This window comes from Christiangramia oceanisediminis (assembly GCF_022570735.2).
Taxonomy (GTDB): domain Bacteria; phylum Bacteroidota; class Bacteroidia; order Flavobacteriales; family Flavobacteriaceae; genus Christiangramia; species Christiangramia oceanisediminis.
Map to the genome: position 1 here is coordinate 875,015 of NZ_JANCNS010000003.1, position 15,873 is coordinate 890,887.

The following is a 15,873-nucleotide window of genomic DNA, read 5'->3' on the forward strand; positions in this document are numbered from 1 at the left end:
TTCTAAATATAAACCAGAAACTTGTAAACTACTAAGTTATTATTATGTTAATGCATATCGCTTCAAAGTTCTAAAATAGTTAAAATAACTTAAAATATAGCTTTAGAGCTAAAAAAGTTATCAATAACGTCAATTCAAAAAAATTTATGGAATCTAACAACATTTTGCTAACAGAATTTGAATACGCTCCCTTTTCGAAGATCAAAACCAACGACTATAAACCGGCCATTCTAAAAGCCGTGGAGCTTGCGAAAGAAGAAATAAACAAAATAGTTGATTCCAGTGATACACCAACTTTCGAGAATACCATAGAAGCTCTGGAATTCTCAGGTCAAAAACTGGACCGGGTAACCAGTATTTTTTTCAATATCAATTCGGCTGAAACCAACGAAACCATCCAAAAGATCGCCCAGGAAGTGTCGCCAGTGCTTTCCGAATTCAAAAATGACGTGATCCTGAATAAAGGACTTTTCGAAAGGATCAAAGCTGTCTATGAGACCAAAGCTGAATTAGACCTGAATAAAGAGCAAACCACTTTACTGGATAAAAAATACAAACTGTTCACCCGTAACGGTGCGAATTTACCAGAAGACAAGCAGGGAGAGCTCAGGGAGATCGATAAGGAACTGTCTAAATTAAAACTGAAATTCGGCGAGAACGTCCTTGCTGAAACCAACCGGTATGAATTGCTGGTGACCGATGAGTCCAGGCTGGATGGTTTGCCTGATTCCTTCAAAGAGGAAGCAGCAGCATTGGCCAAAGAAAAAGAAAAGGAAGGCTGGATCTTCACCCTGGACTATCCCAGCTATATTCCTTTTATGAAATATGCAAAAGACAGGGAGTTACGCAAGGAACTTTCACTGGCTTTTGGATCAAGGGGCTTTCATAATGATGAACTGGATAACCAGGAGAACGTCCTTAAAATTGTAAAATTGAGATACCAGCGCGCAAAATTACTTGGCTTTGACTCTCATGCGCATTTCGTCCTGGAAGAACGCATGGCCGAAACCCCTGAAAAAGTGGACTCCTTTTTAAATGAAATGCTGGAGAAGGCTAAACCTGCAGCTGAAAGAGAATTCAAAGAACTGGAAAACTTCGCAAAGGAGCTTGACGGGATTGATCATCTTGAAAAATGGGATTCAGCCTATTATGGTGAAAAGCTGAAGCAGAAACTTTTTGACCTGGACGATGAAAAACTGAAACCGTATTTCGAATTAAAGAATGTGATTTCAGGAGTATTTACTATTGCTGAAAAGCTTTACGGTCTGCATTTCGAAGAAGTGAATAACGTAGACAAATATCATCCCGATGTTAAGACTTACCAGGTAACCGGTGTAGCCGGAGAGAAAATTGCCTTATTCTATGCCGATTTCCATCCAAGACCCGGAAAAAGAGACGGCGCCTGGATGACGATCTACAAACAGCAATACGTGCAGAACGATCAGAATGAAAGACCTCATATTTCCATCGTGTGTAATTTCACGAAGCCAGGCGCTAAAGAACCTTCATTGCTTACCTTTAATGAAGTGACTACCCTATTTCACGAATTTGGGCATGCGCTACACGGAATGCTTGCAAACACCACTTACCCCAGCCTTTCCGGGGCCAATGTATACTGGGATTTTGTAGAGTTGCCAAGCCAGGTGCTGGAAAATTGGTGCTACGAGAAGGAAGCCCTTCAATTATTCGCAAAACATTACAAGACCGGAGAAAACATTCCACAGGAATATATAGATAAGATCAAGGAATCGGCGAACTTCCTGGAAGGAATTGCCACCCTAAGGCAACTTAGCTTCGGAATGCTAGATTTGAGCTGGCACGCCGGTGATCCTACAGAGATCACCGACGTCAAGAAACATGAATTAAACGCCTTTGATCCTACCAAATTATATCCTGATGTCCCTTCTAACTGTATGAGTACCGCATTTTCTCATATTTTCCAGGGTGGCTATTCGGCCGGATATTATTCCTATAAGTGGGCTGAAGTCCTGGATGCCGACACCTTCGAATATTTTACCGAACATGGAATCTTCAGCAAGGATATCGCTGATAAATTCAGGGAAAACATTCTATCAAGAGGAGGAACCGAACATCCTATGGAACTCTATAAAAGATTCCGTGGAAAAGAACCAAAACCTGATGCCCTGTTGAGAAGGGCCGGGCTTATCTCCAAATAGGTTTAATCGAAGTGCGCATCAGCAAATCTTATCTTTTCTATAACTTTTGCTAGGCTTACTTTTGCTATTTTTGAGTAGAACCCTTGACACAACGGCAATGCCATCTAAAAAATTGAATCCGAATAAATGGGTTGACAGGTATTCAGATTACCTGTACAATTATACGATCGTTCGGGTGAACGACCGGGAGGTGGCTAATGACCTCATTTCAGAAACCTTCCTTGCCGCGCTTAAATCGGCCAAATATTTTAAAGGAGAAGCCACAGAACGTACCTGGCTAATTTCGATATTAAAAAGAAAAATCATAGATTACTATCGAAAGATCAATTCCAGAAAAGGCAAGGCCGAAGTCAAGATCGATTATTCCGACGACGAAAATAGTGGTGAATGGCTGGAAGAACAGGTCGCAGACCAATTTGATCGCACGGCTGAAGATGAAATGGAGAATAACGAGTTAGGACTCGCGATCCTGGAATGCCTGGATTCGATCAATGAAAAGCATGCCGCGATCTTTAAAAGAAAAACAATTGATGGTGCAGATACCGAAGCAATTTGTAATGAATTCAATATCACGCCGTCTAACCTTTGGGTAATCATTCACCGGGCCAGAACTGCCCTGGCTGCCTGTCTGGAAAAAAATTGGTTCTAATTATGAGTAAACTAAATAAGCTTTTCTTTGTTGATTGCTCAAAAGCGGCTGAATGCTGCAATAAAGCTCAGTACAAAGAAGCTAACTCCCTGGAAAAATTCAAACTTCGCCTACATCTATTATTCTGCCAAACCTGCAGAAACCTGGCCTCGAAAAACACCAAGCTCACTCAAACTATCGAAAGATCAAAAATAGAGCCCTGCCCGGAAGCTCAAAAAAAGCAATGGAAAGAAACCATTAAAAAGGAATATGTAAAGGATAATGCCTGAGAATCAAATAAATTCCCAGGTATAAAACAGGCAGTGATTCTACCCAGAATGAGGCATCATATTTCCCCTGATTTATTTTAGATCTCCATAAGAACCATCCACTTAAAAGAAGGCATATAAACATGGCCATAAAATCCTGCTGCTGAAAGGAGTTTTGGAAAATTTCAACACCAATTATCAGAAGGATCAAAATACTTCCAAATATCTTGGTAGAGCGTATCCCCAGTCTTTGAGGAATGGTCTCCAGGCTACCTGAATCATATTTCAGGTCCCGAATCTCAAATGGCAGCGTTAGCACAATCACGAATACCAATCGTTGTAAGAAATCAATTATAATTTCCAGGTCAAAAACTTTCCCTTCATTGATCAATGGTAACAGAACGGTAGTCCCTGCCCAGACAACTGCAATTACAAAAATTTTTAAGCCAGATAAACTCCGTAGGTTTTTGTTTGGACCCAAAAAGGGAACGGCATAAAGAAGGGTAAATAAGCCCAGGATACCTGAAGCGATGATCACTTCTGCTTTTTGTTGAAAGCAATAATACGCCAGTGCAATAAAGCACAGAAAAGAAAATATCTGTATAATCCGCAGATTTCCGGCCAGGCTTGAGTGATGTAATTTCGCGATACCGGCATATTTGACAAAATTATAACCTGTGATGGAAGCAAAAAAGATGAACAAACAAAGGTCTGCATCGATCGGGATATCAAAATTCAAAAAAGTGATGATCGTAAAGGCGATCACGGCAAGAGAAACATGAATGCTACTATTTATATATAGTTCAAAGGCATTCCTTAGGTAGTTCATAAAGCTAAAATAAGCGATAAAATCGGGCACTAAAAAGCCCGCTTAAAATCTTAACAACTGTACGCTAACAAACTATGAAAAATTCATTTGATTTTATGTATTTTCGCAGCACGAAAAACACAACTAATTTATATTGATGAGAACAGATTCTTTCGCATTGCGTCATATAGGTCCAAAGGCTGAAAACCTTCAGGAAATGTTGGATACTATTGGCGTTGAGTCTATTGAGCAACTGATCTACGAAACGATCCCAGATGATATTCGTTTGAACAATCCTCTGAATCTTCCGAAGGCGATGAGTGAAAATCAGTATGCCGAGCATATCAAAAAGCTTTCAGAAAAGAACAAGGTTTTTAAGACTTATATTGGATTGGGATATCACCAGGCCATTCTTCCGGCAGTGATCCAGAGAAATGTACTGGAGAACCCGGGATGGTATACGGCTTATACTCCATACCAGGCAGAAATTGCCCAGGGAAGACTGGAAGCTTTGTTGAATTTCCAGACCATGGTAAGCGATCTTACCAAAATGGAAATTGCAAATGCATCGCTTTTAGACGAATCGACTGCCGCAGCCGAGGCCATGGCTTTGTTGCATGCAGTTCGCGACAGAAAGCAAAAGAAGAATGATGTAAATAAATTCTTTGTTTCTCAGCAAACCCTTCCGCAAACCATTTCCTTGATGGAAACCAGGGCTAATTTCCTTGGGATTGACCTTGTGGTTGGTGATCACGAAAAATTTGATTTTTCTGAAGACTATTTTGGCGTACTGGTTCAGTATCCAGGAAAATTCGGTCAGGTTTTTGACTATTCCGAATTCATCGAGAATTGCCATAATGTAGGCATCAAAACTGCCTTTGCAGCCGATATTCTTAGTCTTGTCAAACTACAAGCTCCGGGAGAACTGGGTGTAGACGCGGTTGTTGGAACTACCCAAAGGTTTGGGATCCCACTTGGATATGGTGGTCCACACGCTGCTTTCTTCGCAACCAAGGAAGAATATAAGCGTAACCTGCCAGGAAGGATCATTGGTCTTACCAAAGATCTTGACGGAAACAACGCCCTAAGAATGGCGCTTCAAACCAGGGAACAACATATAAAAAGAGATAAGGCGACTTCAAATATTTGTACTGCACAGGTACTGCTTGCTGTTATGGCAGGTATGTACGCGGTGTATCACGGACCTGAAGGCCTTAAATATATTGCCAATACGGTACATTCTACTACAGTAGCGCTAGAGGACAGTCTGAAAAAACTTGGCTTCGAGCAGTTGAACTCAGCTTATTTCGATACGCTTCACGTGAAAGCTGATGCGGCTAAACTCAAGGAAATCGCCGAGCGCAACGAGATCAACTTCTATTATCCGGATGCTGAAAGCGCCTGTATCTCTATCAATGAAACTACCACGCTTGACGATTTGAACGCGATCATCGCTGTTTTTGCTGAACTGGCTTCAAAAGATCAAATCGAGGTGAGCGAACTTCCGGAAAGAACCGCGATCCCGACAAGCCTGGAAAGAAAGACCGATTTCTTAACCCACGAGGTTTTCAACCTGTATCATTCGGAAACCGAATTGATGCGTTATATCAAGAAACTGGAACGCAAGGATCTTTCGTTGAATCATTCCATGATCTCTCTTGGATCCTGCACCATGAAGCTGAATGCAGCATCAGAAATGTTACCACTAAGTAACCCACAATGGGGCAATTTACACCCATTTGTACCTGTAGAACAGGCCGAAGGTTATCAAACGGTACTAAAAGAGCTCGAACATCAGTTAACCGAAATTACCGGTTTTGCCGCTACTTCTCTTCAGCCAAATTCAGGAGCTCAGGGAGAATATGCCGGATTGATGGTAATTAGAGCTTACCACGAAGCAAACGGTGAGGGTCACAGGAATGTATGTTTGATCCCTTCTTCTGCTCATGGAACCAACCCTGCTTCTGCCGTTATGGCTGGAATGAAGGTGGTGGTTACCAAGGCTTCAGAAAACGGAAACATTGATGTAGACGATCTTCGAGAGAAGGCGCTAAAACACAAGGATAATCTTGCCGCTTTGATGGTCACTTATCCATCTACTCACGGAGTATTTGAATCGGCTATCCGCGAGATCACCAATATTATCCACGAGAATGGCGGACAGGTATATATGGATGGCGCCAACATGAATGCCCAGGTAGGACTAACAAATCCAGGAAGAATTGGAGCTGATGTGTGCCACCTGAACCTGCATAAAACCTTTGCGATCCCTCACGGTGGTGGAGGTCCTGGTGTAGGTCCAATTTGTGTGGCTGAACAATTAAAGCCATTCCTGCCAGGGAACCCAGTGATCAAAACCGGAGGCGATCAGGCTATCGGAGCGATTTCATCTGCACCATGGGGTTCTGCCCTTGTTTGCCTGATTTCTTATGGATACATCAAGATGCTTGGTACTGGCGGACTTCAGAAAGCTACAGAATATGCAATCCTTAACGCGAACTATATCAAAGAAAGACTTAACGGTCACTATAAGACACTTTATTCCGGAGAGAGAGGAAGAGCAGCACATGAGATGATCATAGACTGCCGACCTTTTAAAGAAAAGGGAATCGAAGTTGTTGATATCGCTAAGAGGCTTATCGACTATGGTTTCCACGCACCAACGGTATCTTTCCCGGTTGCAGGAACCATGATGATCGAGCCAACTGAAAGTGAAAGCAAAGCTGAACTTGATCGTTTTTGTGATGCATTGATTTCCATCAGGAAAGAAATCGAAGAAGTTTCTGCAGAGGATTCGAACAACGTGCTTAAAAATGCACCGCATACGATTCACATGCTAACTTCAGACGAATGGATTTTACCATATTCAAGGGAAAAAGCGGCATATCCGCTTGATCACCTTCACGACAATAAATTCTGGCCAAGCGTTAGGCGAGTAGATGAGGCATTTGGTGACCGAAACCTAATGTGCACCTGCCCTCCAACAGAAGAATACGCAGAAGCCTAACCCAATATTAACTTGAAAAGAGCCTGTTAATCAACAGGCTTTTTTTGTTTAAAAAATTTGACAGTTTAAGTAATTTTTAAGACTAATTATTTAAATTGTGTGTTTAACCCAAAGCTGTGCTCAATGAATTGTAAGATAACCGGAACCGGTAGTTATATCCCGAATGTCATAACTAGGAATGCCGATTTTGACAAGCACGAATTTTATAACCTGGATGGCTCGAATTTTCCATACGATAACGAGACCACCATTAGAAAATTCAAAGCTATCACCGGAATAGAAGAAAGAAGGTATCTGGATAACAACCTCAACACTTCGGACATCGCAGTAATCGCTGCCCAAAAGGCCATCGAAAGCGCCAACATAGACCCGGAAAGTCTTGATTACATTATCATTGCCCATAATTATGGGGATGTGCCCGCCGGTTCGGTGCAAAGCGATACCGTACCCAGTCTGGCAACCAGGGTAAAATCTCATTTAAGAATAAAAAATCCAAAATGTGTAGCCTACGATGTCCTCTTCGGATGTCCGGGATGGATCGAAGGAATGATACAGGCACAGGCCTTCATCAAAGCCGGAATGGCAAAAAGATGCCTTGTAATTGGTGCAGAAGCACTGTCAAGGGTAGTTGATAAACATGACCGTGATTCCATGATCTTTTCAGATGGTGCCGGTGCTGCGATCCTGGAAGCAGGAGATGATGAAAGCGGCATCCTTGCTCATGAATCTGCAACATTCTCATTTCAGGAGGCGGAATATATTTACTTCGGAAAATCCAATCATGCTTCTGCCCCGGAAGACATCAAATATATTAAGATGCACGGACGTAAGATCTATGAATTCGCTTTGGTGAACGTACCGAAGGCCATGAAAGAATGCCTTGACAATAGCGGGCATTCCATCAATGACCTGAAAAAGATCTTTATCCACCAGGCTAATGAAAAAATGGATGAGGCGATCATCAATCGTTTCTATAAATTATACAAAACAACTCCGCCGGAAAAGGTGATGCCTATGACCATTCATGAATTGGGTAATAGCAGTGTAGCAACCGTCCCTACCCTATTTGACCTTGTCCTTAGAGGAGAGATAGCAGACCAGGAGTTAAAGAAAGGAGATATTGTTATGTTTGCTAGTGTTGGAGCAGGGATGAACATCAATGCCATCACTTATCAAGTCTAGGAATGTACGAAAACAGCTATCCTGAAAAGCGATACCAGAAAACCTTAGAATTTTTAAAAGAATCGGTCACTCCACCTTCAAGGATTTTGGATCTTGGAGTGAAGAATCCCTTTTCCAAAATAATGGAAGAGAACGGTTACACAGTGATCAACACAAAGGGTGAAGACCTTGATGATGACTATACATCAGTACTACAGAATGAGTATGATGTGGTGACCGCCTTCGAGATCTTTGAGCACCTGCTTGCTCCCTATAATATTTTGAAAGAAATCAAGAGCGATAAGCTGGTTGCCAGCGTTCCGCTTAAATTATGGTTCTCTCCTGCCTATCGCAGCAAAACCGATAAATGGGACCGTCACTACCACGAATTTGAAGACTGGCAGTTCGACTGGTTACTGGAAAAAAGCGGCTGGAACATTCAAAAGCGGCTAAAATGGACGAACCCGGTAAACAAGATCGGGATCAGGCCCGCCCTTCGGAAATTCACCCCTCGTTATTATGCCGTCTACGCTGAAAGAAGCTAATCCTTAAATAGTATCTTAGCCTTCAGAAAATCCTACATTTTTGAAGATCTACATCGTCATACCCGCACATAACGAAGCCTCCTTTATAGGCCAGACCCTTGATTCACTCGTAAACCAGACACTTTTACCAGAACGTCTTGTAATAGTAGACGACAATTCTACCGATGACACCTTTTCGATTGCAAGGGAATATGCTGAAAAACATTCGTTCATCAGCGTGGTTAAAAATGAATCTACCACCGAACATGCCCCTGGAAGCAAGGTGATCAACGCTTTCTATAAAGGCTTCTATACGCTGGATGATGATTTTGACATCATCTGTAAGTTTGATGCCGACCTAGTTTTTCCTGAAAATTACCTTGAAGAGATAGCAGCACATTTCCGAATGAATAACCAGGCGGGAATGGTTGGCGGTTTTTGCAGTATTGAAAGAGGCAAAAAATGGGTACCAGAAAACCTTACAGGCAAGGACCATATACGAGGAGCATTAAAAGCTTATCGAAAGCATTGCTTTATCCAGATTGGCGAACTAAAGCCGGCAATGGGCTGGGACACCGCAGACGAACTACTGGCCCGTTTTCATGGCTGGAAAGTAGTCACCGATGAAAACCTGTTTGTAAAGCACTTAAGACCTACCGGGATGAACTATTTTGAACATTCCGGAAGAAAACAGGGCGAAGCATTCTACAGGCTTCGGTATGGTACCTTACTCGCCCTGATCGCTTCGGCGAAGCTCGCATCGATGAAAATGAACCCTTTTGCCTTTCTACATTATATTTCGGGTTACTGGAATGCTAGAAATAAAAAACGACCTTTTCTAGTTTCAGAAGAAGAAGGCCGTTTTATTCGAAATCTGCGCTGGCAGAATATCAAAAAGAAATTCGTTTAATTCTCATTTGTCAAGCATCTGGTATAGCGGTTTCCCGGTGGCAGCATTAGGAAACGCGATTCCCAGTAAAGCTGACATGGTTGGCGCAATATCGGTGATATAGGCCGGCTCGAAAGTACTCCCTTTTTTGATCCCTTTTCCGAAGAAGATCAATGGGGAATGAGTATCATAGGCAAAACCACTTCCGTGGGTAGAACCTGTTTCAGGATAAATAATATAGCCCGGATCCATCACAAACACCACATCACCACTCCTTTTTTGATGATATCCATTCTCGATTAGACTACCGATCCCTTTCTCAAAAGAGCCACCTTGCAGATTATCACGAGTGAAAACCCTTGATATATTTTCCTGTTTTAGCAACCAGTGAGAAAGCCTCTCCTGAATATCATCCATTTCAAGGTCTTTTTCTGCGATCATCTCATAATTCAGGAAAACCTGGGAATTTGAAATATTCGAGATCAGGTCTTCAGACCCGAATTCTTTCGCTACAAATTCTGAGATATTCTTCTGAAAACCGGCTTCATCAAAATAACCCGCTGGAATCTTTTTAGAATTCAAATAAGCTGGCACGTCCACTCCACCGTGATCGGCAGTAAGAAATACGGTATATTCGCCTTCACCAACTTCGGCATCGAGATATTTCAAAAAATCGGCAAGAGCAAGGTCCAGTCTTAAGTAAGTGTCCTGTACTTCTTTTGAATTCACCCCAAAATTATGACCAACATAATCGGTACTCGAGAAACTAAGCGTTAGCACATCGGTGATTTCGTCCTTGCCCAGTTGCTCCCCTTTGATGGCTGCTTTGGCAAATTCGGCAGTAAGATCATTTCCATACGGAGTCGCTTTGATAAGTTCATATCCTCCGTTTTCTGCTGCTAATTTTTTAAGGTCATATGGAAAGCTCGCATCATCCTTCCCGGTAAAACCTCTTTCAAAGTCATTGCGATCTGTACCACTCGCAATATATGATTCTATAGGCTTTAAAGTATTCCATGTTTTCAGATAGGACTCTGCTTTATCGGAATCATTGAATTCCTTTACCCATGCCGGTAGTTCATCCATATAATAAGTACTGGTAATCCAGTTGGCTTCCTGGCCTCCATTGAACCAGTAGGCAGCATTGGCTGAATGACCTGCCGGTAGTATGGCGCCACGGTCTTTCAAAGCTACTCCTATAGTTTTACCCTTCATTTGAGTATACAGCCTGTTCTCATCGGCAAAAGTGGTAGACAGCATTCGGTGCGGAGACATCTCCCCTGCCCTTGTTTGGGTCCCTACAGATTGAACCGAGTCATCACCGGCACAATAAACGAAACCATCTCCAAATTTATCATACCAGCTGTTGCTGATTATCCCGTGATAAGCCGGGGAGGTTCCAGTATATACAGAGGCATGGCCAGGTCCTGTATAGGTAGGCACATAGTCAAAATGCGTATTTTTAAAATTATAGCCGTCATTGACCAATCTTTTGAATCCGTCCTCTCCAAACTGGTCCCAAAACCGAGTAAGATAATCGTACCGCATCTGGTCTACCACGATACCTACGACCAGTTTTGGTTTTTCCTGGGACACCTGTGCGGTTGAGAAAGAAATGTTAATAAGGAAAGCAAAAAGAAATAAAAAACGTATCATCAATCTAAAATTTAAATTGCGTCCCAAAAATACTAAACTTGCTGGGCTAAACTTTAATTAGACGTTAAATACTTTCGATTTAAATTTTAGTATTTTAGCTTTTCAAAATTCTTTAAATGACCTACCTGCACTCCATTGGGGAATATTTTTTGATGTTAAAAGGGGTATTTGGTCGTATGACCAAATCTTCTGTTCTGCGGAATCTTATTCTTAAGGAAATTAATGATCTGATAATGGGGTCTATGGGAATCGTTGCATTCCTATCATTTTTCATTGGAGCGGTAGTAGCCATTCAAACAGCACTGAACCTAAACAACCCATTGATTCCAAAATCACTGGTGGCATATGCCGCAAGGCAATCGGTAATCCTGGAATTTTCACCTACTTTTATTTCAATTATCATGGCGGGTAAGGTTGGTTCCTTCATCACCTCGAGTATTGGATCCATGAGAGTAACCGAACAAATTGACGCCCTGGAAGTAATGGGGATCAATTCTAAGAATTACCTCATTTTCCCGAAGATCATTGCGATGTTCACCTATCCTTTCGTGATCGCAATTTCGATGTTCCTGGGAATCACAGGTGCCTATACGGCTGCAGTACTTGGAGGATTTGTAACTTCAGACCAGTTTATTACAGGGCTTCAGGATGAATTTATCCCTTTTCATCTTACCTATGCATTCATAAAAACAATTCTTTTTGCATTTATTCTTGCCACCGTTCCTGCCTATCACGGGTATTATATGAAAGGAGGAGCTCTTGAGGTAGGAGAAGCAGCAACAACATCCTTCGTCTGGACCAGTGTGGTTCTAATCGTAACCAACTACATCGTCACCCAACTTTTACTAAGCTAGATTATGATAGAGGTAAAGAATTTACATAAAGGTTTTAATGGTCAGAAAGTACTGAACGGGATCGACTATGTTTTTGAAAGAGGAAAGACCAACCTGATCATAGGCCAGTCCGGTTCAGGAAAAAGTGTTTTTCTGAAATGCATGCTGGGCCTTTTCAAACCCGATACCGGAACTATTGAATACGATGGGAAGCCTTACTCTAATTTTTCTGACGAGGAACAACGTGAATTGCGTAAAGAAATGGGAATGCTTTTCCAGGGCGGAGCGCTGTTCGATTCCATGACTGTGGAAGAGAATATCATGTTTCCCTTGAAAATGTTCACCAAACAGCGAAAAAGCGAGATGCTTAATCGTGTAAATGAAGTTCTGGAAAGGGTGAACCTTACCGATGCGGGCAGTAAAATGCCTTCAGAAATTAGCGGGGGAATGCAGAAACGTGTGGCCATTGCCAGGGCGATCGTAAACAAACCTAAATACCTGTTTTGCGATGAACCGAACTCAGGGCTGGACCCAAAAACGGCGACGGTGATAGACAACCTCATCCAGGAGCTTACTCATGAGAATGATATCACTACCGTTCTTATTACACACGATATGAACTCGGTACTAGAGATAGGTGAACGCATTGCCTTTCTTAAAAACGGAGTTTTGGCCTGGAAAGGAACTAAAGATGAGATTTTCAATACCGATGATGAAGCAGTTACCGATTTTGTTTATTCTTCCGATCTTTTTCAGAAGGTAAGGGAAGCCCAGCAAAAAGGTTTATAATCTCACATTCTTAACGGCCAGTGTATCCAGCTTCAATCGCAGGCGTATCCAGTTTTCGAACCTTGCCTGCCTTTCTCTTAATGCACTATTGCTCACCTGTGAATCCCAGGTTACAGTAAAAGTCGGGATCGTGTCTATTTTTTCAAAATTGGTCACTACCAGATTGGAATAGCCTATTTCATTGATATCCTCGTAATTGATCTTGGCCTCCTTGCTTAGATCGGCGAAAGAGAATAAATCTCCCCTGTACTTTGCGAGTTCCGATTCCAGTAATTCTATGCGCTTATCCTTATTCTCCAATACTTCCTGGTTGCGAACATAAAGGTCTTCCAGGATCCCGGTTCTGAGCTCACTGGAAAGCCTGTTGATATCCTGGCTTTGGTCGTTGCCCTGATGTACGATCAATTGTGCTTCCTTCAGGGCCTCGATCTCGTTCATTTTCTTTTCCCAGGTTTGGATGGTTCCCTGTGGAACCTGATTCCCAATAAGATAGATCTCGATAGTCTTTGTTTTATAATCCCTGGTAGCTTTCAGGATTTCGCTACCTTCAAATTGAACAGTTTCACTAAGGAATTCGTTGGCTTTACTATCAAAAACCTGCTCTCTTAGAAGCATCACAAATAGGATTACACTTGGTATCATCACGATCACGGCAATGGTTGAAGCCAGTTGTGCAGTTCTTCTTCGTCTTCGGCTGTTAGCATATCTAACAAGGGGAAATCCAAGTAATTTAGCAACCACAAAAGTGGAAAGAGCTATAAAAACAGCATTGATCGAGAACAAATACAAAGCACCCAGTGCATACTGCCAGTTTCCATTTGCCAGGCCGTAACCAACTGTACACAATGGCGGCATAAGCGCAGTTGCAATCGCAACCCCCATTATCACACTTGCGATGGTTCCTTTTTTGGTTTTGGCGACAATCAGGGCCAAACCGCCAAATATAGCAACCAACACATCGAGTATGGTAGGATAGGTTCTAGCCTCCAGTTCAGGAGTAACGCCCTTGACCGGCGATATAAAGAAGTAAATGGTAGCGGTGATCACACTTAAACCCACCATGATCCCAAGGTTGATAAAAGAGCGGCGAAGTGTATCCACATCATTAATGGCAATTGCCATTCCCACACCAACTATCGGTCCCATTAATGGCGAAATAAGCATGGCTCCAATTACTACCGCTGTACTACTAACGTTCAAACCTATAGAGGCCACAAAAATGGAAAATATCAGGATCCAGGCATTATGCCCTTTGAACGAGATATCTTTTTGAACAGCGATCAGGGTTGATTCCCTGTCGGTATCATGTTTAATGTTGAGCAACCTGCTCAGGAAATTATGAGCCTGATCTCCTATATGTCTGGCATCTTCAGCCAGATTATCTTCCTGAGATTTCTTTTCTTTTTCTTCCTTTTTTTCTGATTCAGCCATTCTTTAACCTAGGTCGTTTCCATATTTCTTCATTACTCGCTCCCTTAACTTCTTGATCTCCTGTTCATCTGATTTTGGCACTATCATCAGGACATTTTCATCCTCCACGATGATATAATCTGAAAGCCCTTTTAAAGCTACAATCTTGCCGCTAAAGATAGATATAATATTATTTTCGGCATCTTCTGCCTCCAGTCTCGAATTGATCACTGTATTTCCGTTCTCGTCTTTTGAAAGTTCCTTTTGTACAGAAGTCCAGGTCCCCAGATCGTTCCAGCCAAAAGAAACCGGGATCACATAAACATCCCGCGCTTTTTCCATAATTCCGTAATCGATGGAAATATTATCTGATTTCGCATAATTCTCTTTCAGAAAATCATCTTCCTTCTCGGTATTTAGACTGTCGAAACCCTTCTCAAAAATAGCATACATTTCAGGTAGATGCTGCTTGAAATTCTGAACTATAAAGTCAGCACTCCAGATGAATATCCCGGCATTCCATACATAATTTCCTGCTTCCAGGAACCGTTCAGCTTTTTCAAGATCTGGTTTTTCAGTGAATTTTTTCACTTTTTTGATGTTGCCTGTATCCCACTTATCGAACTCGATATATCCATACCCGGTATTTGGAGAATCAGGCTCCACGCCAAGCGTTAGAAGGCGATCTTCGTTCTTGAGGCTTTCAAAGGCAGTTTCCAGAACGTCCAGAAACTCATCTTCCTGCTGTATCCAGTGATCACAGGGAGCAACCACTATACGAGCATCCGTATTCATTTTGCGAATCTTAAGTGCTCCAAGCAAAATACTCGGCGCTGTATTTCGCATTTCCGGTTCAGGAACTATTTGCTCATCCCTGATTAGAGGAACCTGCTCCTTGATCCTATCCACATAGTTCTTATTGGTAAGAACCAAGATATTTTCTGTAGGAATTAGACGAGACAATCTTTTAAAGGTCATCTGGAAGAGACTTTCCCCTACGCCAAGAATATCGATGAATTGCTTGGGATTGGAAGCCTTGCTGGAAGGCCAGAATCTCGAACCAACTCCACCGGCCATCAAAATCGCGTAATAATTGTCATTTTTCCCTCGGGTCATCACTCTAAATCTTTAATAAATGAACTTCTGCGTTCGGCTGGAACAGGTAAATCTTCCCGGTATCGACCTCCAGGCATTCGTATCGCTTTACCTTACGCGGCCCTTTTTTGAAGGTCTTACCATTATGGATCTTAAAAATACTTCCCGCAGGAATTTCAAAAATATAGTTTTTATCGTTTTCCGGGTCAAACATTTTCAGGGCAACAGCCAGTTTTGCATCGGTATCACTGCTGGCTTTCGGATTTCTGAAATGATTCGCGATTAGCGGCAGCAACGAATTCGGAAATATCTCCGGGCGAATAAATGGCAGCATCAGGTTCCGGAAACAGTATTTCCATTCCTGCCCGTGAGGCTTGATCGTTCTCCCGAATTTTTCAAAAGCCACAAGGTGAGCGATCTCATGCACTGTGGTGATTAAAAACCTGTATTTATTAAGGTTGGCATTTATGGTGATTTGCTGGGTGCCATTGGCCATTCTTCTGTAATCACCGTGGCGTGTTACCCGCTCATTCACGATCTTCAGGTGAACGCCATTTATTTTAATAAGCTGAAAAACGGGTTCAACAGCATTTGAAGGTAAATATTTCTGAAGTATTTCCTTCATGG

General features: G+C 42.2%; 14 protein-coding genes. 9 read left to right on the forward strand and 5 right to left on the reverse strand.

Annotated elements, in window-relative coordinates:
- Positions 1–146 precede the first annotated feature (146 nt).
- The 3 genes from MKO06_RS16840 to MKO06_RS16850 all read left to right on the forward strand — a co-directional run bounded on the left by MKO06_RS16840 (position 147) and on the right by MKO06_RS16850 (position 3,095).
- On the forward strand, positions 147–2,177 hold the full coding sequence (locus MKO06_RS16840; RefSeq protein WP_241552408.1) for a M3 family metallopeptidase: 2,031 nt from the start codon (positions 147–149) through the stop codon (positions 2,175–2,177).
- Positions 2,178–2,274: 97 nt separating this feature from the next.
- Positions 2,275–2,826 carry a sigma-70 family RNA polymerase sigma factor gene (locus MKO06_RS16845; protein WP_241552867.1) on the forward strand — a complete coding sequence of 184 codons (552 nt, stop codon included), beginning with the start codon at positions 2,275–2,277 and terminating at the stop codon, positions 2,824–2,826.
- A 2-nt stretch (positions 2,827–2,828) separates the two neighbouring features.
- The gene (locus MKO06_RS16850; RefSeq protein WP_241552409.1) at positions 2,829–3,095 is read left to right on the forward strand and encodes a hypothetical protein; all 267 of its coding nucleotides are present in this window, start codon (positions 2,829–2,831) and stop codon (positions 3,093–3,095) included.
- Here MKO06_RS16850 and MKO06_RS16855 read toward each other — a convergent pair.
- Positions 3,064–3,903, reverse strand: coding sequence for a UbiA prenyltransferase family protein (locus tag MKO06_RS16855; protein WP_241552410.1), 840 nt, complete (start codon positions 3,901–3,903; stop codon positions 3,064–3,066). The genes MKO06_RS16850 and MKO06_RS16855 overlap by 32 nt on opposite strands.
- A 136-nt stretch (positions 3,904–4,039) precedes the next feature.
- Between MKO06_RS16855 and gcvP the strand changes: the two genes are divergently transcribed.
- From gcvP to MKO06_RS16875, 4 genes are all read left to right on the forward strand, one after another.
- Positions 4,040–6,889, forward strand: a complete 2,850-nt coding sequence (gene gcvP, locus MKO06_RS16860; RefSeq protein ID WP_241552411.1) for an aminomethyl-transferring glycine dehydrogenase — start codon at positions 4,040–4,042, stop codon at positions 6,887–6,889.
- A 123-nt stretch (positions 6,890–7,012) separates the two neighbouring features.
- A complete protein-coding gene (locus MKO06_RS16865; protein WP_241552412.1) occupies positions 7,013–8,071 on the forward strand; it encodes a 3-oxoacyl-ACP synthase III family protein in 1,059 nt (352 codons plus the stop codon).
- Between the two features lie 2 nt (positions 8,072–8,073).
- Positions 8,074–8,595 (forward strand): class I SAM-dependent methyltransferase, encoded by a 522-nt coding sequence (locus tag MKO06_RS16870; protein ID WP_241552413.1) that lies wholly within the window; start codon positions 8,074–8,076, stop codon positions 8,593–8,595.
- A 40-nt stretch (positions 8,596–8,635) separates the two neighbouring features.
- A complete protein-coding gene (locus MKO06_RS16875; protein ID WP_241552414.1) occupies positions 8,636–9,484 on the forward strand; it encodes a glycosyltransferase family 2 protein in 849 nt (282 codons plus the stop codon).
- Between the two features lie 3 nt (positions 9,485–9,487).
- Here MKO06_RS16875 and pafA read toward each other — a convergent pair whose 3' ends face one another.
- Positions 9,488–11,119: an alkaline phosphatase PafA gene (pafA, locus tag MKO06_RS16880; protein WP_241552415.1), complete on the reverse strand. Its 1,632-nt coding sequence runs from the start codon at positions 11,117–11,119 to the stop codon at positions 9,488–9,490.
- A 116-nt stretch (positions 11,120–11,235) separates the two neighbouring features.
- On the opposite strand from pafA, the gene MKO06_RS16885 reads away from it, so the two are divergent.
- Positions 11,236–11,973 carry an MlaE family ABC transporter permease gene (locus tag MKO06_RS16885; RefSeq protein WP_241552416.1) on the forward strand — a complete coding sequence of 246 codons (738 nt, stop codon included), beginning with the start codon at positions 11,236–11,238 and terminating at the stop codon, positions 11,971–11,973.
- A 3-nt stretch (positions 11,974–11,976) separates the two neighbouring features.
- Entirely contained in the window at positions 11,977–12,741 is a 765-nt protein-coding gene (locus MKO06_RS16890; RefSeq protein ID WP_241552417.1) for an ABC transporter ATP-binding protein, read from the forward strand.
- Here MKO06_RS16890 and MKO06_RS16895 read toward each other — a convergent pair.
- Genes MKO06_RS16895 through MKO06_RS16905 form a run of 3 tightly spaced genes read right to left on the reverse strand, consistent with a single transcriptional unit; the run spans position 12,736 to position 15,871 of the window.
- Positions 12,736–14,172, reverse strand: coding sequence for a DUF389 domain-containing protein (locus MKO06_RS16895; protein ID WP_241552418.1), 1,437 nt, complete (start codon positions 14,170–14,172; stop codon positions 12,736–12,738). The genes MKO06_RS16890 and MKO06_RS16895 overlap by 6 nt on opposite strands.
- A 3-nt stretch (positions 14,173–14,175) precedes the next feature.
- On the reverse strand, positions 14,176–15,267 hold the full coding sequence (locus MKO06_RS16900) for a mannose-1-phosphate guanylyltransferase (protein ID WP_241552419.1): 1,092 nt from the start codon (positions 15,265–15,267) through the stop codon (positions 14,176–14,178).
- Positions 15,268–15,271: 4 nt separating this feature from the next.
- Complete coding sequence (locus MKO06_RS16905; protein ID WP_241552420.1) at positions 15,272–15,871, reverse strand: SprT-like domain-containing protein; 600 nt, start codon at positions 15,869–15,871, stop codon at positions 15,272–15,274.
- Positions 15,872–15,873: the final 2 nt, after the last annotated feature.

Coding starts and splice junctions, on each gene's coding strand:
- MKO06_RS16840 (WP_241552408.1), top strand. CDS start 147: ATGGAATCTAACAACATTTTGCTAACAGAATTTGAATACGCTCCCTTT.
- MKO06_RS16845 (WP_241552867.1), top strand. CDS start 2,275: ATGCCATCTAAAAAATTGAATCCGAATAAATGGGTTGACAGGTATTCA.
- MKO06_RS16850 (WP_241552409.1), top strand. CDS start 2,829: ATGAGTAAACTAAATAAGCTTTTCTTTGTTGATTGCTCAAAAGCGGCT.
- MKO06_RS16855 (WP_241552410.1), bottom strand. CDS start 3,903: ATGAACTACCTAAGGAATGCCTTTGAACTATATATAAATAGTAGCATT.
- gcvP (WP_241552411.1), top strand. CDS start 4,040: ATGAGAACAGATTCTTTCGCATTGCGTCATATAGGTCCAAAGGCTGAA.
- MKO06_RS16865 (WP_241552412.1), top strand. CDS start 7,013: ATGAATTGTAAGATAACCGGAACCGGTAGTTATATCCCGAATGTCATA.
- MKO06_RS16870 (WP_241552413.1), top strand. CDS start 8,074: ATGTACGAAAACAGCTATCCTGAAAAGCGATACCAGAAAACCTTAGAA.
- pafA (WP_241552415.1), bottom strand. CDS start 11,119: ATGATACGTTTTTTATTTCTTTTTGCTTTCCTTATTAACATTTCTTTC.
- MKO06_RS16885 (WP_241552416.1), top strand. CDS start 11,236: ATGACCTACCTGCACTCCATTGGGGAATATTTTTTGATGTTAAAAGGG.
- MKO06_RS16890 (WP_241552417.1), top strand. CDS start 11,977: ATGATAGAGGTAAAGAATTTACATAAAGGTTTTAATGGTCAGAAAGTA.
- MKO06_RS16895 (WP_241552418.1), bottom strand. CDS start 14,172: ATGGCTGAATCAGAAAAAAAGGAAGAAAAAGAAAAGAAATCTCAGGAA.
- MKO06_RS16900 (WP_241552419.1), bottom strand. CDS start 15,267: ATGACCCGAGGGAAAAATGACAATTATTACGCGATTTTGATGGCCGGT.
- MKO06_RS16905 (WP_241552420.1), bottom strand. CDS start 15,871: ATGAAGGAAATACTTCAGAAATATTTACCTTCAAATGCTGTTGAACCC.